The 19,815-nt window shown below is 56.0% G+C and carries 10 protein-coding genes, 3 tRNA genes and 2 rRNA genes; all 15 read right to left on the bottom strand.

Going from position 1 to position 19,815, the window contains the following annotated elements:
* A complete protein-coding gene (locus ABC395_RS02960; protein ID WP_413000590.1) occupies positions 1-1,719 on the bottom strand; it encodes an MFS transporter in 1,719 nt (572 codons plus the stop codon).
* Between the two features lie 117 nt (positions 1,720-1,836).
* On the bottom strand, positions 1,837-2,646 hold the full coding sequence (locus ABC395_RS02955; RefSeq protein ID WP_413000588.1) for a carbohydrate ABC transporter permease: 810 nt from the start codon (positions 2,644-2,646) through the stop codon (positions 1,837-1,839).
* Between the two features lie 21 nt (positions 2,647-2,667).
* Positions 2,668-3,630, bottom strand: a complete 963-nt coding sequence (locus tag ABC395_RS02950) for a carbohydrate ABC transporter permease (protein WP_103998160.1) — start codon at positions 3,628-3,630, stop codon at positions 2,668-2,670.
* A gap of 26 nt (positions 3,631-3,656) precedes the next feature.
* The gene (locus ABC395_RS02945) at positions 3,657-4,922 is read right to left on the bottom strand and encodes an ABC transporter substrate-binding protein (protein WP_413000586.1); all 1,266 of its coding nucleotides are present in this window, start codon (positions 4,920-4,922) and stop codon (positions 3,657-3,659) included.
* Positions 4,923-5,168: 246 nt separating this feature from the next.
* Entirely contained in the window at positions 5,169-6,707 is a 1,539-nt protein-coding gene (locus ABC395_RS02940; RefSeq protein WP_413000585.1) for a response regulator transcription factor, read from the bottom strand.
* Positions 6,704-8,407: a cache domain-containing sensor histidine kinase gene (locus ABC395_RS02935; RefSeq protein WP_413000583.1), complete on the bottom strand. Its 1,704-nt coding sequence runs from the start codon at positions 8,405-8,407 to the stop codon at positions 6,704-6,706. Before ABC395_RS02935 ends, ABC395_RS02940 begins: the two co-directional genes overlap by 4 nt.
* Before the next feature lie 170 nt (positions 8,408-8,577).
* Positions 8,578-10,152: an aminomethyl-transferring glycine dehydrogenase subunit GcvPB gene (gcvPB, locus tag ABC395_RS02930; RefSeq protein WP_413000581.1), complete on the bottom strand. Its 1,575-nt coding sequence runs from the start codon at positions 10,150-10,152 to the stop codon at positions 8,578-8,580.
* Between the two features lie 653 nt (positions 10,153-10,805).
* Positions 10,806-12,203 carry an aminomethyl-transferring glycine dehydrogenase subunit GcvPA gene (gcvPA, locus tag ABC395_RS02925; RefSeq protein WP_413000579.1) on the bottom strand — a complete coding sequence of 466 codons (1,398 nt, stop codon included), beginning with the start codon at positions 12,201-12,203 and terminating at the stop codon, positions 10,806-10,808.
* Between the two features lie 409 nt (positions 12,204-12,612).
* Positions 12,613-13,392 carry an SDR family NAD(P)-dependent oxidoreductase gene (locus tag ABC395_RS02920; protein WP_413000578.1) on the bottom strand — a complete coding sequence of 260 codons (780 nt, stop codon included), beginning with the start codon at positions 13,390-13,392 and terminating at the stop codon, positions 12,613-12,615.
* 365 nt (positions 13,393-13,757) lie between these two features.
* A complete protein-coding gene (locus ABC395_RS02915) occupies positions 13,758-15,497 on the bottom strand; it encodes an amylo-alpha-1,6-glucosidase (RefSeq protein WP_413000576.1) in 1,740 nt (579 codons plus the stop codon).
* Between the two features lie 538 nt (positions 15,498-16,035).
* A tRNA-Asn gene (locus ABC395_RS02910) sits at positions 16,036-16,111 on the bottom strand.
* A 6-nt stretch (positions 16,112-16,117) separates the two neighbouring features.
* Positions 16,118-16,193, bottom strand: a tRNA-Ala gene (locus ABC395_RS02905).
* 78 nt (positions 16,194-16,271) lie between these two features.
* A tRNA-Ile gene (locus ABC395_RS02900) sits at positions 16,272-16,348 on the bottom strand.
* 72 nt (positions 16,349-16,420) lie between these two features.
* Positions 16,421-16,537: ribosomal RNA gene (rrf, locus tag ABC395_RS02895) — 5S ribosomal RNA — on the bottom strand.
* Between the two features lie 175 nt (positions 16,538-16,712).
* A 23S ribosomal RNA gene (locus ABC395_RS02890) occupies positions 16,713-19,629 on the bottom strand.
* Positions 19,630-19,815: the final 186 nt, after the last annotated feature.

Below are 19,815 nucleotides of genomic sequence, written 5' to 3'. Positions count from 1 at the left end.
CTATGCTCCTCCTGCTTGGGGCTCACCCCTTAGATTGTCGTCGCGTTTGGTGATCAAAGGCAGCACTCGGCTGCGGAAATAGATATAATTCACGATCAGCAGCACGCCCGCAATAAGAAACGGAGTGTGATAATCGCCTGCATTCATAAAAAAACCCGCCGTCATCGTCGACAGAGACGAACCGACACAGCGGAAAACGGCCCGCATCCCCGCATACAAATTGCGGTCCTCTTCGCGCAGCGAGGACATGGTTTCACTGTCGACGAGATTGCCGAGCAGCGAGAAGCTGCCGCTGCGGAGAACGAGCAGGGCCGCGAAGACCGGCGCCGGCTGCGCAATCAGAAGCAGTAAAGCCAGTCCCGCGTTGCCGAGGAACGCGCCTGTAAAGGCGGCTTTGGCTCCCCAGCGCTCCATGATTTTGGGAGCGGCCAGCGACGCGGCAAACAGGACGAGCCCGTTGACCGTGTACACGTATGAAATCAGATCGTCTCCCCAAGCCGCCCGGAATTTCAGATACACGTTCATAAACGGGCCGATGAACGAGAAGACGAATCCGATCAGGCAGGCGTTGGAGGCGAGCAGCCAGAGCGAGCGGTTGCGGAGCAGCCTGCGGATTGCCTGAGGCATAAGCGGCAGGGATTCCAAGGGCCGCTTTCCGCGTGACAGGGGCGGCTTCTCCGGACTCTTGTGAGACGTATGCCGCTCCTCGGCGTCGCTGTTTCCGGGTATAGGCGTATTCGCCAGGTCTTTGCGGAGCGCGTGTCTCTCCCCTTCGCCGCTGTTTCCGGCTGCCGCATCAGCGCTGACACGGTTACGGTTGGCATCCTTTGCTTCGGACGCGCTCCCGTTTACCGCGTCCCTGTCGGCCGGTGCGTATGTGCCGCTTTCGGCTGTCTTCGCTGCTGACGCCGGTACCGGAAGTTCACCGTCTCCGGGACCTTTATTCGTGATGTCACGGCCCCTGCTGCCCGCTTCCGCTGCATCGTAGTCACCGTTTGCGGCTCCCGCAGCGGCTTGGGCTCCGGGACGCAGTCCGCTACCGGATACCGCCGGTGCCGAAAGGTCATCGACCCCGGGACCGCCTGCCGCCGGCGAAGCCTCTCCGCCATCGCTGCCGCTTTCCGCCGCCCGTTCCGCCGGCAGAAGCCGCAGGCGGAGCAGAGACAGCACCGCGATGCATACCGCGGAAGCATAGAGCGACGGGGCATGGCCTGCTGCCGAAGCGTCCGCCCGGGAGAGTATGCCCCCGAGCAGATTGCCGAGACCCGTAAACGCGGTAAACACGGCGAACATCCCGTGAAAAGCCCGGCTCTCCTCTCGGCGGGAACGGCAGTACCGGAACAAGAGTTGGATTTCCGTCGTCTCGATACACATAAATCCGGCTGACGCGACCGCCTGGGCCGCATACCAGACCGGCAGGCTGCGTCCGGCAGCGAACAGGGCCGCTCCCGCGGCCACGAGCATCGAGCCCGCCAACAGCATGGGCTTGCGGCCGATTTTTCCCGCAAGCATCCCGGCGGGCAGCGCACCGATCCCCATGATCAGAATACCCACGGCGGAAATGCTTGCGATCTGGCCTCCGCTTGCACCAAGCGACAGCAGGTGAAGATTCAGGGCCAGTGAATACAGCCCGATTCCGATTCCGTACAGCGCTTCCGTCGCCAGAAACCGCCGGACTCCGGTTGTCATGCTTGTAGTGCTGCTGCGAAAACTAAACACATCTGTCCAATCTCCTTGCTGTCCGAAACTTGCGGGTTAACTTCCCTGCTTGCCGTTTTGAATTTGATAGCTTTTAGCCTTGTTATCGTTCATTCCGGCTTCAAAGGAACATCGGCCTTACTTGATGCCTGTCATCGAAATCCCTTCCACGATATACCGCTGAGCAAGGAAGAACACTGCAAGCGGAGGCAGACAGATGATCGTCGTTACGGCCATAACCGAGGTCATATCGACGCCAAACATTCCTTTAAATTGCGCCAGACCCAGCGTCAGCGTATACATGCTCGCATCGTTCAGGAAAATGAGCGGTCCGAGATAATCGTTCCACGTGTCCAGCATATTGAAGACGCTGACAAGCACGAGCGCCGGGAACATCAGGGGAATGATGATTTTCGTAAAAATTTTCAGATCCCCCGCCCCGTCGATTTTCGCCGCCTCTTCAAGCTCCGTCGGAATGGTCATAATAAACTGCCTCAGCAGGAAAATATAAAACGCCGAGCCGAACCAGGACGGGACGATCAAAGGTTTCAGCGTATTGATCCAGCCCAGGAAATTAAACTCCATGTAAAGCGGGATCATCGTAACGTCCCACGGGATCATCATCGTGGCGAGCACGACCATGAACAGGGTATCCCTGCCCTTGAACCGGAACCGCGCGAATCCGTAAGCGACCAGCGAGGACGAGATCAACTGGCCGATGTTGCACAGCACCGTAACGGTCAGTGAATTTTTCAGAAACACATTAAAAGGCTGGATGGTCCACGCTTTAGCGAAATTTTCCCAGTGAAGCTCGGAAGGAATCCATTTGGGCGGATACATGTAAACCTCTTCCGGGCTTTTCAGAGCCGTCGTAACGAGCCAGAAGAACGGCATCAGGAACAGCAGCGAGAAAAACAGCAGCAGGGCATATGTGAGTACTTTCTTCATGTCTTCACCTCGCAATCGTCTTTACAGCGCTTTGCGCTTCGTTTTCCGGGCTTTGTTCTTCTTCAGTTCACCCTCGTAATAGACGAACATGGAGGTAGAGCGGAAGACCATCATCGTCAGCGCCAGCACGATCACGAACATCACCCAGGCGTTGGCTGCGGAATAACCCATTTTGAAATATTTAAAAGCGTTCTCGTACACATACATCGCGTAAAAATAAGTCGAATTCAGCGGCCCTCCGCCCGTGAGCGTCAAAGCGAGCGTAAGCTGCTGGAAAGCGGCGATGATCGATGTAATCAGGTTGAAAAGCAGAGTCGGTCCCAGCATGGGAAGCGTGATGCGGATAAACCGTTTAAGCGCTCCCGCGCCGTCCAGTTCGGCGGCTTCGTACAGATCACCGGGGATATTTTTCAATCCCGCCAGGAAGATCAGCATCATGGAACCCTGCGCCCACAAGCTTGCGGCGACCATCGCGATCATCGACCAGTTCGGCTCACGCAGCCAATCCGGTCCGGTAATTCCGACCAGGGACAGGAAGTAATTGAGAATCCCGTATTCCCCGCTGTACACCCAGGCCCAGATCATCGCCAGAGCAACACCCGAAATGACGGAAGGCAGGTAGAACACGGTGCGGAAAATACCGCTTCCCCGGACGTTCTGATTGAGCAGAACAGCCAGCAGAAGAGCGATAGCGAGATTGAGCGGTACGAAGATAGCGGCAAACCGGATCGTTACGCCAAGGGAGTGCCAGAACAACGGATCATTTGTGAACATATTCACATAGTTTTGGAAGCCGACAAAGGTCCGTTCGCCGACAATGGGCCAATCGAAAAAGGAAATGACGAGCGAAAACAGGAGGGGTCCGAGCGTAAAAGCCACGAACCCGATCATCCAGGGAAGAATGAAGAGGTAGGGGGTTAGCCTGCCTCTTCTCCAGATGCTGCGCCGCACGCCTTTTTGAATCTGCAAGGTGTTCGGTTGCATGGGCTCACTTCCGTTTCCCTAACGGGTTATTTGAAAAACTTTTGCGAATCGCGTACGGCCGTATCCATCGATTCCTGGGCGTTTTGTCCCAGCATAATGGCGTTGATGGCCGACGTTAAATTGCGGTTGACTTCGTTCCATTTCGGGCTGAGCAGGAAAGCCGGGGTGTTGTCGCTTGCTTCAAGCATCGTGTAGAACGACTTATACATCGGATCCTGGTCGAGCTTGTTGGCTTCCACGACGCTTTTGCGCACCGGCAGATCGCTCGTCCGCAGCTTGATCGCTTCCTCGGAAGCGTAATATTTGATGAACTCCCACGCTTCTTCCTTGTGCTTGGAGTTTTTGGACATCGAGACCGCGGATTCGGCGATTACGCCTTTCACCGGCTTGCCCGGGAAGACAGGCATGGATACCGTGCCGAAATCGACCTTCGCTTCCTTGAAGCCGTCCAGCGGCCAGATACCGCTTTCCCACATGGCGATTTTGCCCGCTTTGAAGATGTCGTCTCCCGACTGCTGGTTCTTGCCGCCTACAATCACGGCCGTCTTCGCTTTGACGAGATCGCCGATCATGCCGACCGCCTCGACCGCCGGCTTGCCGTTCATATAGCCTTCGATCGTTTTGCCGTCATCCGAGATAAAGCTGCCGCCGTTACTCCAGACGATTCCCTGAAGATCGTACGGATCGTTCTCCGCACGGACTCCGAAGCCGTACTGCTTTTTGGCCGGATTCGTCAGCTTCTGGGCGGCGCTTTTGAATTCGTCCCATGTCCAGCCTTCTTTAGGTTGAGGGACGCCCGCTTCGTCAAACAGCTTTTTGTTGTAGTACATCACTCTTGTCGTGAACCCTGCCGGTATGCCGTAAGCGGTTCCATCGATCTTGACGTAATTGAACAGTCCCGGGTAAAAATCGTCCTGCTTCAATGTCGCATCGCTTTTCATCCGCTCATCCAGAGGTTCGAGGTTTTTGTAATACGTCGGAAAATCCCACATGTACATAATATCCGGCGCATTGTTGGCTCCGATGGAGGCGGCCAGCTTCTGATCGAATCCGTCCCCGTATGCCTCGACCTGCACTTTGACGTTCGGATGCTTGGCTTCGAAGTTTTTGGCGATCGTTTCCTGGATTTTGAGCAAATCCCCGGTATCCCAGGTCGCGAAGCGCAGCGTCACTTTGCCGCCGGCACCGGCGTCTCCTCCCCCTTGGGCTTCTCCCTGTTTGGAGCTGCAGCCCGAGAGGGCAAGAGCGGTAACCATGGATCCGGTAAGCGCGAGAACGAGCGTCTTTTTCATAAAGTTCCCCCCATAAACATCTTAGGTGTGATGAGATGAATGCGTTGAATTGACTTCAGTTTACGGCAAATAAAGCGTTTTCAAAACGGAAGAATGTCCGAAAAAAAGTGCCGCTTTGCCCGCTCTCCGGGCCGCTTCCGGGGAAGGTGCCAATACGTCCGGCGCGAGGGGGTGTTTTTATCCGGCGCTCCGTCACCGGGGCAAAAAAGAAGGTTTCCCTTCCGGGAAACCGCGCCGGCACAACGGCTAGCGAGCGTCCGTCATCCGCCGCTCCGTGCGGTAATGACTAGGGGTTTGACCCGTGCAGCGCTTGAACCATTTGCTGAAATATTTCGCATCCGGCATACCGACCCGGTCCGCGATATCCTGTACCGTCAGCTTCGAGGTGGCGAGCAGCTCCGAAGCGATTCCGAGCTTCGTACGGCAGGTGAACGCCACGAAGCTTTCGCCCACCACGCGCTTGAACAGCGTGCTGAAATGGCTCCGGCTCAGGCCGACCTCATGGGCCGCTTCCGCGACGGAGAGCTGCGAATCCGCCTGCTCGACGATCAGGCGCACCGCCGCCGCAATCGGCTCGGGCCATTCGCCGATGCGCACGCGGTGGCGTGTCTCCAGCTCGATGCGGCCGTGCAGGCGGCGTACCTCCGCCAGCCAGCCGGACGCGCCGGCGAACGCCGCGCCCTCCGTCCAGCGAAGCTGCGGGTCCGCCGCTTTGCGCGCGCACAAGCGGGCGTTCCACGCCTGCCGCTCGCCCTCGGGGACGAGCAGCAGCACATGCTGCCCGCTGAGGGCGGCAGCCGCGCAGAGGCCCGCGGAGGCCAGCCCGGAGGCCAAGCGCGCGGCGCAGGTTGCCGGGCCGGGTGCGGCCGTGGCGCCGGGCGCCTCCGGCGACGCCGATGCGGGTGCCCCGCAAGCGCCGGCGCCGGAGGCCTGCTCGGCGCCAGCTCCTGCGCGCGTGCCTTCGCCGCTGCCGGCGGCGGGGCGGGAGCTCTGGCCGCCGAGGCTGCCTGCTGCCGAGGTGCTTGCCGCTCCCTGGCCCGCCCCAGCGTCCGAGCGAGACGCATCGGCGGCGGCCCGCTGTACTCCGCCGAGCGCGCCGCTTCCACCGCCTGGACCTGCTCCTCCGGGACTGTGTGCGCCAGCGGGACTGGTGACTGCCCCGGCTTCAACCTGAGCGCTTCCTTGGCCGCTGCCGCTCTCGCCGCAGCCGATCAGGTAAGGCACCGTCGGCTCGCGCATCCACCGCCACTCGCCTTCGAGCAGCTTCTCCAGCTCGGCGGGAAAGCGGTCCCGGATGCCGTGCAGCCATTCACGGAGCGCTCCCTCCACGCCCGCGGACTGGTCCGCGGCGGATGCCTCGGCTCCGCCGGACTGTACGGGCGCCTGCCGACCTGGCCTGCGGAGCTCGCTGCGGAAGCCTTCCAGATAGTCTCCCAGCTCCTCGTCGCTGAAGTCGGTTTTGAGCAGATAGCCGGACGCGCCGTATTTGATTCCCTGCTGGGCGTATTCGAAATCCCGGTGACAGCTGAGCAAGAGCGCTTTGGTCCGGGGCTCGTATTCCTTGATCTTGCGGATCAGCTCGATTCCCGTCATTCCCGGCATCACGATGTCCGTAATGACCACTTCCGGCTCATGCTCCAGGAATGCCTCCCAGGCCCGGGTCCCGTTCGGGGCATCCGCCACAACTTCCATCCCGTATCGTTCCCAGGGCACCGTGCTGATCAGCCCCCTGCGGATAATCACTTCATCGTCGGCAATCAGTACGCGTATAGTCGTATCGCTCATTCCGTTTCCTCCTCCTTCGGAAGCATAATCCCGATGCATGTTCCTTTTCCCGGCTCCGACTCTACATCCAGCCCGTATTTATCGCCGAAATGCAGCTTGATACGCTGATCCACATTATAGATGCCGATGCTGCGTTTCTTGCTGCCGACCGCTTCTCCGGGACCCGCCAGAAGCTGCCGGGCCGTCTCCGGTTCCATTCCCTTGCCGTCGTCGCAAACACTCAGCCGGATCGCATTTCCCTGCTCACGCACTTTGATTTCAATCATCCCCGCCCCGTCCTCGAATGCATGGAAAAAAATATTTTCCACCAAAGGCTGCAGCGTCATCCGCGGGATACGGACCTGATCCAGCTCAAGCTCTCCCGTATCGATACGGTAGGTAAATACATGGCCGAACCGGTACTCCTGGAGATTCATATAATGATGAATGACATCCAGTTCCTCCTTCAAGCTGACCAATTCGCGCGTATAATTCAGGTTGCCGTCGAGCACCTTGGTCAAGTGCAGAATCATCTGCTGCACCTCGGAGTTGCCCGCTATCCGCGCTTTCCACTGGATGGAAGCGAGCGTATTGATCAGCAGATGGGGATTGATCTGGTGGTGGAGCGCCCGGAGCTCCGCTTCTTTTTTCTGCCGCTCCACCCGTTTGACCTCTCCGAACAAATCCTGCAGCTGGACAACCATGTGATTGAAGCTCCGGCCCAGACGACCGATTTCATCTTCCGAATCGACGACGATCCGCGTTTCCAGACGGCCGAGCGAAACGTCCCGGATGGAATCTTTCATTTTTTTAATCCGGCTGAGAAAACGCAGCGAACTGAAGTATGCCAGAACGAAAGCCAGCAAGATGGACAAGCTGACGGCCGTAAACGTAAACGTCCGGATCAGCAGAGACGACTGATAAAAGTGCTGGTAAGGCGTCCGTACTTCGATCTTCCAATCGGTCTCCTCCGACTGTTTCGTCCAGATGACATCGTCGTCACGTTTTGTGTAGGGCTTCGCCGTCTGATACAGAATGCGCCCTTCATCCGATATGGTCAGGAAAGCTCCCGTATCCCGTTCATACTCGTGGAACGTATCCAGCAGCTTGTCGGCTTTTACTTCTATCAGCACCCTCGCATCCTCCAGCGCCCCGACCTGGTTATGAATCTGAAAAAGCAGGCCGATCACTTTTTCACCCGGAACGTTCGAAGTGCCGCTGTACTGCTTGGGTTCGTAAATGCTGAACCGGTACCCCGTGCGCTCCTCGCCGAACCAGGGGCTTTCCTCCACGAGATCCGTATTGGCGATACGCTCGCCGTAATAGTAGCCGGACTTCGTCAGAATGAAAATACCTTTCGTATCCAGCGTTTTATGGGCTTTTATATACTGTTCGAGCTGCTGTTCTTCTTTAAAGCCCAAATAGGTCGTCGGAATCTCTTCATGCAGAACCGTAAAGTTAGGATCCAGCAGATAAGACAAAATATCCCCGACCGTATATTTCATTTGAGCCAGCGTCGAATCGATCTGCACCTGCAGCTGGGATACCGTGTTTTCCCCGTAGCGCCCGAACTGCTCGTTTATCGTTTGCGAAGACTTGGTATACAGCACATAACCCAGTGACAACAGAGGAATAATGGCGACCAGCAAAATAAGCAGCACCAGCTTTCCCTGAAGGCTCCGGCGTAAACGAATCGGCAGTAGGCCCAGGTGTCTAAACAACGTAATCTCCCCCGCATGCAGTAAAGTAAGCGCTTCCGTAAAATGATTATAGCACGGGAAGGCTGTGTGCACATGCCTCCCCGCGCTCTATGGAATTTGAAATATAACCCAGCGGGGTCCGAAGCCTGAACGCGGTCAGTACGGTGCCCCGCTTCCGTGCGCGAGACCCCTTAGCGGGCGGCCCCTGCCGGAGCGGTTTTTTTGAGATAAGACCGCCATGTGATGCACCACTCCTTGGGATCATCGAAGCTGGATTCGTCGATCCGGTGAACGGTGCTGTTGTGAGGAGCGGTTTTTACGATTTCCGGATTTTCGTACGCTTCCTGCGAAATATGGCGCAGCGCATCCAGGTACTCGTCGAGATCTTCTTTGGAATACGATTCCGTCGGCTCCAGTGTGAACGGCTGCGGAACGATGTACGGATGGTGACTGGTCCAGTAATGCAGTCCGAAATCGCACATTCTGCGCTGGACATCCTCGGTCGTCACGCCCGTCTCCTTCGTCAGCTGTTCCCAGCTGTAGCGTACCTGCTCCAGACGTCCGCCTTCCACATACGGGGCGCTGGCGCCTCTGATTTTCAAAATGTTCGCATACAAATAGTTATTGTTGAGCACGGCTGTTTTAGCCACGTCCAGCAGTCCTTCGGGCCCCAGCGCGCGAATCCAGGCGTACGAGCGGAGCACCGTTTGGGCCACGCCGTGGAACATCCGCACTTTGCCGATGCTTTCCTGAGTTTCCCCGCTCAAGCTGTAACGGCTGCCGTCGTATTCCACGACGGGACCCGGCAGGAACGGCGCCAGCTGTGCCGTCACGCCCAGTGCACCGGTTGCGGGACCACCGCACATGTGAGGCGCCGCGAACGTCTTGTGCAGGTTGAAGAAGCACATATCGAAACCCGCTTCTTTCGCCCGCGCAATGCCGAGAAGCCCGTTCGCGTTGGCCTGGTCGTAGAAGCAGATTCCGCCCGCCTCGTGCACGACGTCCGTAAATTCGCGGATCCGGGGGTTGAAGATTCCGGTATCCTCCGGGTTCGCCACGACAAAACCCGCCGTCCTCTCGGACACCGCGTTTTTCAGCGCTTCCAGATCCGGGAAGCCGTCCTTGTCCGGGTACAAGGTGATGATTTTGTACCCTTTTACCGCGGCGGTTGCGGCCTGGGACGGATGAGAGAAGATCGTCGTGATAATCTCGTCGCGCTTCTCTCCTTCCCCGTTCGCATCATGATAAGCCCGGACAATAGACGCCATGGCGAAAAGCGCCTGCGTACCGCTGCTCGGCTGGAAAGAGAACCGGTCCAAGCCCGAGATTTCCCTCATCGCCAAGTCGAGGCCGTGGTAGATTTCCAGCATGCCCTGCACAGTGTCCGGATCTTGCAGCGGATGGAGGTCCATCATTTTGGGGCTGCGGATAAGCATCTCGTTGATCCGTGGAATGTACTTCATGGTGCAGGTACCCTGCCCGATTTCAACGTTGAAATCGGACCCCAGCGTTTCCTGCGACAAGCGCAGATAGTGCCGCAGCACTTTGGCCTGGCCGATCTCGGGAAGGGCCGGTGCCGTTTCTCTGCGCATGGATGCCGGCAGGGAGGACAGGCCGTCGCCCACCTCGGCTTCCACCTCCGGCTCCGCCGCCGGTACCAGAATCCCCCGCTCGCCCGGACGATGCAGTTCGAATATGACAGGCTCATCCCATTTTGCCTGATGGAACTTGCGGACCTTGCTTTTTCGTTCGATTCGTTTGATCATGGTGCCGATATCCCCTCTCATCGGTGGTTGATTCTATGGGTTGGTTCTATGGTGGTTCTTTTGCTTCGTTCTTTTGCTTCGTTCTTTTGCTTCGTTCTTTTGCTTCGTTCTTTTGCTTGGTTTTATCGCTTGTATTATCCCTTGATTCTATCGTTTGGTTTATCGTTTGGTTTTATCGCTTGGTTTTGATAGTTAACTCAATTGCTTTGTTTCGTTGCCGGTTCTGATCAGCTTGGTTTTATTGCCTGGCTTTGATAGTTAACTCAATCGCTTCGTTTCGTTACCGGTTTTGATCAGCTTGGTTTTATTGCTGGCTTTGATAGTTAACTCAATCGCTTCGTTCCATTACCGGTTTGATCAGCTTGTTCCATTACCTGCCTCGATAGTTTGGTTCCACTAACCGCTTTCGTTAATTCGTTCTATCGACCGGTACGTACTATTGATTGGTCTTATATCTGGTCTATATCTGGTCTTATACCTGGTGTTATATCTGGTCTTATATCTGCCTTATATCTGGTCCTTACAACTAAGTTTTATATCCGATCCTATATCCCGCTTTATAACCGTTACTTGTCCGGATCGTTTGCCGCGCACGCGTCTCATTCCTCCGGCATCTTCCCCGCTCCCTGACAGAGGGTTCGCATAAGGGGGCGTCAAGCACGGCCAAGCACTTTTTTCAACGCCTCCGTGAGGGTATCGATATCCTGCTTGGTGTGGATTTCCGTTACGCAGTAGAGCGCGCACTGTCCCCATTCAGCAAATTCGGCCGACAAGTCCTTGCCTCCGAAAATATTCTGCTCCAGCAGAAGCTTGTTGATCTCCGCCACGCTTTTGCCGGTCGAATTGAAATCAATGACAAATTCTTTAAATGTGGATGCGCTGAATTTTATGCTGACTCCTTCGATTTCGGACAGCCGCTTCTTGGCGTATTCCGCCTGCTGGACGATCGTCTGGCCGACTTCAAGCATTCCCTGAGGTCCCATCAGTGCCAGATAGACGCCTGCCGTGATTCCCCACAACGCGGTCTGCGTGCCGACGGATTCCTTCCCTTTTTCCCGCTTCGCAAAAGAAGTCCGCTCATACGCCACGTCACCGAAGCCATACTCGCCTTCCACAGAAGTCGGCGCGATTCCGAACAGCCGGGACGGGTATTCCATCACGTAAGCTTCTTCGTCGCGCGAAGCGATAAAACCGGCCTGGCCTCCGCCGTAGTTCATCCGGATGCCGAGGGGCTGAAGATCGCCGCAGACAAGGTCCGCCCCATAGCGGGAAGGCGGCTTAAGAACGCCCAGCGAGATCGGATCCACGCCGACCACAAACACGGCGCCCGCCTCCTTCGCGAGCTTGCCGATCGCTTCCCCTTGAATCTCGATATGACCGAGATAGGAAGGGTTCTCGATATAGACGGCCGCGGTATCCTGGCTCAGCTTGCTCTGCAGATCGTCCAGATCCAGCAGTCCCGTCGCGGGATCACAGCCGACGAGGATGCAGCGGATTTGCGGCGACAGGTAGTTGCGGATGATAAGCAGCCGGTCCGGATGAGTCGTCGCCGGCAGCAGCACCTCGCTGCGTCCGTTCATCCGTGCCGCCATGCGCAGGGCAGTGGAAGCGGCCTGGGCCCAATCGAATGTCGGCACGTTGACGACGTCCATGTCGACCAGCTCGGCCAGAAGGCTCTGATACTCGAACAGCGCCTGAAAACGTCCATGGTCCTCGTAAGGCTCTCCCGCATACGCGGTCACGAACTCCGAGCGCTGGCTGATTTCGTCGCATACCGCAGGCACGTAGTGCTGCCAGCAGCCCGCCCCGAGGAAGTTAAGCCGCTCCCGGGCATGTAGATTGCGGTTCAGCAAAGTTTCGATGTGGCGCTGGAGCTCATACTCGTTCAAGGCCGGACCGATTTGCAGCTCGCTGCGGTAACGCAAAGATTCCGGTACCATGCGGTACAGCTCTTCGATACTAGCCGCTCCAATCACTTGGAGCATGTCCTTTTGTACGTCGGATACCGTGTTCGGTATATATGGATGGGATGAAGACTGCCTGGTTGCCATCGGAAAACCTCCCTGTATCTGCTTAAAGATGGAATGTTAGTATCCTTGATCCTGGTGAAAAAATAAAAAGTACCATGACGGTTAAAATCGTTCCTGTGTGATGTCAAGTCGAAAGAGCTTCTCCTGTGCCCGTGACACAGATTTATTGATCCGTCGGTGCCTCAGGCGGCCCCACAGGCCGCCGTGCAGTCCCTAAAGCGCGCTTAGGATTCGCAAGCGTTAGAAATCTGCCCGTGCTGCAGGCTTACCTGTTATCGCCTTCCCCGATCGCCCGTGCCGCAGCCTTACCCGTTTATCGCCTTCCCGGATCGCCCGTGCCGTAACCTTACCGGCTCTTTACATGAACAGGCAATTGCCCTTCGTCCAGGCTTTCAAAAATCAAACGGCATGATCTCCGGCCGCTAAAAGCTTACGCCAGGCCGCCGCCGTCCACGACGAGAACCGAGCCTGTAACCCAGGCGGACATTCCGCTTGCCAGGAACAGCACCGCGTTAGCGATGTCCTGAGGCGTTCCCAGCCTGTTCAGCGGGCGCTCCGCGGAAGCTACGAGGAAGCTTGCCTCGTCCCGGCTCAGTTGCTTGGCTTCGTCACGCAGAAGCGGTGTATCTGTATCCCCCGGACAGACGCAGTTTACGCGGATTCCGACAGGGCCATGGTCAATCGCCATTCCGCGGGTCAAGTTCACTACGCCGGCTTTTGCCGCGCAGTAAGCGGCCGCTTGGTCGCCGCCTTTAAGCCCCCAGCCCGAGCCCGTGTTGATAATGCTTCCGCCGCCGTTTTTTTCCATGACGGGGATCGCATATTTGGACAGAAGGAAAGTCCCTTTCAAGGAAACGTCGATCACGAGATCCCACTGCTCTTCCGTCAGCTCCACAACCGATTTACGCCGGATTACTCCCGCATTGTTGAAAACGATATCGATCCGACCCGTTTCGCGGACCGCCGCTTCGACCGCGGCTTGGCAGTCTTCCGCCCGAGTAACGTTGCAAGGGACATATCGGGCGAAATGGCCCTGCGCCGTAAGGAGACGCTCGGCCTCGCGTCCGCCCTCTTCGTTCATATCCAGCAGCATAACCTTCGCCCCGTTGGCTGCCAGTGTTTGAGCGGCTGCAAGACCGATTCCCGAAGCGGCTCCGGTGACCAGAGCCGTTTTGCCGGTTAAATCCAGCGGAGAAGTGTTCGTTGTCATCTGATGTACCCCCTTGGTTTGCTTCGTGCTTGGTATGTTTTCATACTGGGCTGCTTTCGGCTTGCCTTGCATTTGCGCTTGCATCACTCTCGTACTTGCATCGCATTTGTGCTTGCATTACTTCGTAGTTGCATCACTTTCGAACTTGCTTCGCTCTCGTACTTGCATTACTTCGTACTTGCATCACTTTCGAACTTGCTTTGCTCTCGTGCTTGCATCGCTTTTGAACTTGCTTTGCTCTCGTGCTTGCATCGCTTTTGAACTTGCTTCGTTCTCGTGCTTGCATCGCTTTCGTGCTTGTATAACTTTCCGTTCCCGTTTTAATTATCACTAAGGCCCGATACAGCCGTCTTCCTGCTCCCGAATCAGTGGATGCCGCCCTCGTAACCGTCTCTTATCCCCTGCAGACTGCCGGCCAGCATAAGAAAAACGCTCGACGTCCACGTGAACGCCCGGTCCCGCAGTCCCTCGCCGGTTACGGCGTCAAAGTTCTCCGCCATACCCGACCCCGCCGCCATGCGGCAGAACTTGCGGGCAAGCTCCGAGGCAAACGCTTCGTCGCCCGCGCCGCGGAGTCCTTCCACGATCAGCATCGTGGAAGGCGCCCAGATCGGGCCGCGCCAGTAGCCGTCCGCCGCATAGTACGGGCTCGACGTGCTTTCCGTCGCCAGCCCGTTGCCGGTCAGGAAGCGGTCCGGCTGCTTTAAATCCGCGATCACCTTCTCGCGGATAGGGCCGGGGAGCCGGCTTCCCAGCACGATCGGGACGAACGTCAGCAGGCTGTCTCCGGCCGAACGCTCGTGGGAACCTGAACGCATAGCCGTGAAGCGGCCTTCCGCCTCATCCCAGAAGTGTGCGATGAGCTTCTGGAGCAGCTCCCGTGCCCTCGCCGACCAGCGCTCGGACTCTTCCTCCAAGCCGAGTCTCTGCGCTGCGGTTGCCAGTACTTCCATCTGAATGACGAGAAACGCCGAGAGATCCGGGCTTTCCACGGGAATATCCGTCAAGAACGCCGTGCTGTTGTCCCACCCGCTGTCATTGCCGTGGTTGTACTGCGGTATTCCGTCTCCATCGTCATCGCGGTACCGGAACCACCACGTCGTCCATTTGCCGAGCGGCTCGTAAATTTCCCGAAGCCGTTCATCCGTAACCGCCGACGAATGTTCCATCATCCAGTTTAGTGTCCAGCCGTGAATAGGAGGTTTGCAGCAGTTCCAGAGCGCATATTTATCGTTTAAAAAGTCAGGCAGCATTCCGCTCTCATCCTGCTTGTCAAAAAATATCGCAAACTGATCCCAGGCGAGGTCCGGATTCGTTCCGGCCAGTGCCATCGCATTGAAGCAGTGATCCCAGCTCCAGATATTCGTCATCCAATTCTTGGACATGTACATGGCGGGACGGGATAAATAGCCGTCCGCGCGTACGACGCAGGACCACGTAATATAGGCAGCCAGCGTCCGTGCCTCTTCCCAGTCCTCCGGCGTTTTTATCGTGCGGGCTAGCCACTGTTCCCATTCTTGGCCCGCCATTGCCTCGGCCTCTTCGTACGAATACTTGTCGCGCTGTCCGGGGACCGTCCGGTATTCTTCGAGGGACAGATCGAACGACTGGTTTTCCCCTCCGGGAACGATCCCGAACGAGATATGTTTGGCACGGAGACCGCCCCAGACTACATCCGGTTCGAAATGACCGAGCAGCGGCGAGAGCAGAATCCGGACCTCACGCGAGAAGCTGTTAAGCTCCCAGCCTCTTTCCTGATAAGGGAGCGCGTAATCGTACGCGCTTAGCTCCGCCGTCAGCTTCAGTCCGATTCCTTCCCCTCTGACACGGATGCAGTCCGGCTCCGGAATGCACCATTCCATCCAGCCCGTTCCGCTTTCCAAGCGAACCTTGACGGGGGAAGCCTCTACCCTATATTCGGTCAGCGCTTCCCTGCTCTTCGGATCAATGGGCGTGATACCGAAAAGGACACCGGCCTGCTCGTCGCCCCCGCGGATCATTCGTACGTAAAGCCCTTCGCTGCGTTTATCGCTTTGCGGCAGTCTCGATAGGGCGAAATAGGAACCAAAGCGGCTGAATGGCACCACAGACAGATCAAAATTCATAGTTGCAGCCCCCCGTTGCTCCTCAGATTCGATGTTGCTGCTCGTGAAGAGAGCGTTTACATAAAATTGTACCGGAAAGAACAGAATCTCCACACCGACGCTTGTTGGTATCTTCGTGTCATTTTGCACCTGCTGCGCCCAAGTTTTTAACCGAATGTAATCAAGGTGCCATTTTGTATGCGGAGATTCGTCTTTTTGTTTAATCTCTCTTTTCCGAATAACAAAAAAAACCGCTCCGAGACCATTCACTCTCGTACGGTTATCCATTTAAAACATGAACCCATTTTGGCATACTCTTCCTATTGCAACATTTTGCAGCTGTCCTCCGTCCTTTCGCTGCCCCTGAAAACCGCTTCCCTTTGAGATATAACTTTGGGACAGAATATACAGAATGACGCACGAAATGGCGTGCAGGACCCAAACGCCCCCCAATTTACGGTAATTCGCCATCCCGAATATAGTATCATACAGCTTCGCGACTGCTCGGTTCGCTTTAGACGGCATCAAAAAAAGAGCCTCTCGGCTCTTATTATATGTATGGCTCCCCGAACAGGACTCGAACCTGTGACAACTCGATTAACAGTCGAGTGCTCTACCAACTGAGCTATCAGGGAATAGGATGGTGGAGCCAAGGGGGATCGAACCCCTGACCTCATCGCTGCCAGCGATGCGCTCTCCCAGCTGAGCTATGGCCCCATTTTGGTGCTGCAGAAAAAATTTTAACTTGTCTTGAGAAATTCGTCAAGCGTTTTTTTAGAACGACAGATCGGTAAGTGGTGGGCCCTAGTGGACTCGAACCACCGACCTCACCCTTATCAGGGGTGCGCTCTAACCAGCTGAGCTAAGGGCCCATATGTATACCTATATAATAGGTAGAAACTTGTTAAAGAGGATAAGAAAAGCCCACCGTTAAGTGGGCTCTTGCTTGGCAACGTCCTACTCTCCCAGGACCCTTCGGTCCAAGTACCATCGGCGCTGGAAGGCTTAACGGTCGTGTTCGGGATGGGTACGCGTGGTTCCCTTCCGCCATCGTCACCAAACAGGTGTCTTGTCAGACACATCAGGGTTGCTCCCTGAAAACTAGCAGCGAAACAAGCAGTCGATCCATCCAAAGATCTTATGGTGCATACGCTAGGTATGCTTCTGATGCGGCTTTTACTGTCGTAAGTGCCTAAGCATATGCTTTCGAAGTAACCTGTACTCCGCACATGTTTGGTGGTCAAGCCCTCGACCGATTAGTATTGGTCAGCTCCACACATTGCTGTGCTTCCACCTCCAACCTATCTACCTCGTCGTCTTCAAGGGGTCTTACATACTGGGAAATCTCATCTTGAGGGGGGCTTCACGCTTAGATGCTTTCAGCGCTTATCCCTTCCGTACATAGCTACCCAGCGATGCCTCTGGCGAGACAACTGGTACACCAGCGGTACGTCCATCCCGGTCCTCTCGTACTAAGGACAGCTCCTCTCAAATTTCCTGCGCCCGCGACAGATAGGGACCGAACTGTCTCACGACGTTCTGAACCCAGCTCGCGTACCGCTTTAATGGGCGAACAGCCCAACCCTTGGGACCTACTTCAGCCCCAGGATGCGATGAGCCGACATCGAGGTGCCAAACCTCCCCGTCGATGTGGACTCTTGGGGGAGATAAGCCTGTTATCCCCAGGGTAGCTTTTATCCGTTGAGCGATGGCCCTTCCATGCGGTACCACCGGATCACTAAGCCCGACTTTCGTCCCTGCTCGACCTGTATGTCTCGCAGTCAAGCTCCCTTATGCCTTTGCACTCTTCGAATGATTTCCAACCATTCTGAGGGAACCTTGGGGCGCCTCCGTTACTCTTTAGGAGGCGACCGCCCCAGTCAAACTGCCCACCTGACACGGTCCCTCTACCGGATTACGGTAGTAGGTTAGAACTCCGATACGATCAGGGTGGTATCCCAACGGCGCCTCCACCCAAGCTGGCGCTCAGGCTTCAAAGGCTCCCACCTATCCTGTACAGATCGTACCAAAGTCCAATATCAAGCTGCAGTAAAGCTCCATGGGGTCTTTCCGTCTTGTCGCGGGTAACCTGCATCTTCACAGGTATTAAAATTTCACCGGATCTCTCGTTGAGACAGCGCCCAAGTCGTTACGCCATTCGTGCGGGTCAGAATTTACCTGACAAGGAATTTCGCTACCTTAGGACCGTTATAGTTACGGCCGCCGTTTACTGGGGCTTCGGTTCACAGCTTCGGGTTACCCCTAACCGCTCCCCTTAACCTTCCAGCACCGGGCAGGCGTCAGCCCATATACTTCGCCTTGCGGCTTCGCATAGACCTGTGTTTTTGCTAAACAGTCGCTTGGGCCTTTTCACTGCGGCCCCCTCGTGCTATTCACACTACCGGGGCACCCCTTCTCCCGAAGTTACGGGGTCATTTTGCCGAGTTCCTTAACGAGAGTTCTTCCGCGCGCCTTAGAATTCTCTTCTCGCCCACCTGTGTCGGTTTGCGGTACGGGCACCTTCGCCTGGCTAGAAGCTTTTCTCGGCAGTGTGAGATCAAGACCTTCGCTACTGTAATTTTCGCTCCCCATCACAGCCCAGCCTTATGATGTGCGGATTTGCCTACACATCAGCCTCACTGCTTGGACGGACATCCATCAGTCCGCGTCCCTACCCTGCTGCGTCACTCCATTGCTCGTAACGGCTTACGGTGGTACAGGAATTTCAACCTGTTGTCCTTCGACTACGCCTTTCGGCCTCGCCTTAGGTCCCGACTTACCCTGAGCGGACGAACCTTCCTCAGGAACCCTTAGGCTTTCGGCGGATCAGATTCTCACTGATCTTTTCGTTACTCATACCGGCATTCTCACTTCTGTACAGTCCAGCAGTCCTCACGATCTACCTTCACTCCGTACAGAACGCTCCCCTACCCATGCACACAAGGTGCAAGTCATAGCTTCGGTGGTGTGTTTAGCCCCGTTACATTTTCGGCGCAGAGTCACTCGACCAGTGAGCTATTACGCACTCTTTAAATGGTGGCTGCTTCTAAGCCAACATCCTGGTTGTCTGTGCAACTCCACATCCTTTCCCACTTAACACACACTTGGGGACCTTAGCTGATGATCTGGGCTGTTTCCCTCTTGACAATGGATCTTAGCACTCACTGTCTGACTCCCGGGGTAATGTCTGTGGCATTCAGAGTTTGACTGGACTTGGTAACCCTTGGCGGGCCCCGCACCCAATCAGTGCTTTACCTCCACGACACATCCCCCGAGGCTAGCCCTAAAGCTATTTCGGGGAGAACCAGCTATCTCCGAGTTCGATTGGAATTTCTCCGCTACCCCCACCTCATCCCCGAATTTTTCAACATTCGTGGGTTCGGGCCTCCAGTGCGTGTTACCGCACCTTCACCCTGGACAGGGGTAGATCACACGGTTTCGGGTCTACGCCTGCATACTATAGTCGCCCTATTCAGACTCGCTTTCGCTGCGGCTCCGCCTTTTCAGCTTAACCTCGCATGCAAACGTAACTCGCCGGTTCATTCTACAAAAGGCACGCCATCACCCGTTAACGGGCTCTGACTTCTTGTAGGCACACGGTTTCAGGTTCTTTTTCACTCCCCTCCCGGGGTGCTTTTCACCTTTCCCTCACGGTACTGCTTCACTATCGGTCGCTAGGGAGTATTTAGCCTTGGCAGATGGTCCTGCCGGATTCCGACGGGGTTTCACGTGTCCCGCCGTACTCAGGATCCGTCTAGGCATACGTTCACTTTCGGCTACAGGGCTGTTACCTTTTGCAGCGGACCTTTCCAGATCACTTCACCTAATGAACTTTTGCCATGTTGACGTCCTACAACCCCAAGGAGCAAGCTCCTTGGTTTGGGCTAATCCGCGTTCGCTCGCCGCTACTGACGGAATCACTATTGTTTTCTTTTCCTCCAGGTACTTAGATGTTTCAGTTCCCTGGGTGTGCCTCCAATGCAGCTATGTATTCACTGCATGGTAACTGCGCATTACCACAGCTGGGTTCCCCCATTCGGACATCCCCGGATCAAAGCCTGCTTACGGCTCCCCGAGGCATTTCGTCGTTCGCCACGTCCTTCTTCGGCTCCTAGCGCCTAGGCATCCTCCGTGTGCCCTTATTAGCTTGACCAGTCGCTCCGTTATATCCTGACTCGTGCTAGTAAGCTGCGCTTACAAAATCACTTTTTAGCATATAACCTCGCTTTACATCGATCAAAACCAACAAGGTTTTGGATGATTCTAGTTACATGTTTCGCTATCTAGTTTTCAAGGATCAACGGTTGAAAAGAGAAGCAAATTCTCCTTTCAAAACTGA

The sequence above is a fragment of the Paenibacillus canaveralius genome (assembly GCF_047238265.1).
Classification (GTDB): Bacteria; Bacillota; Bacilli; order Paenibacillales; family NBRC-103111; genus Paenibacillus_F.
The sequence above is the reverse complement of the archived record's forward strand: the minus strand, read 5'-3'. Positions and strand labels throughout refer to the sequence as shown.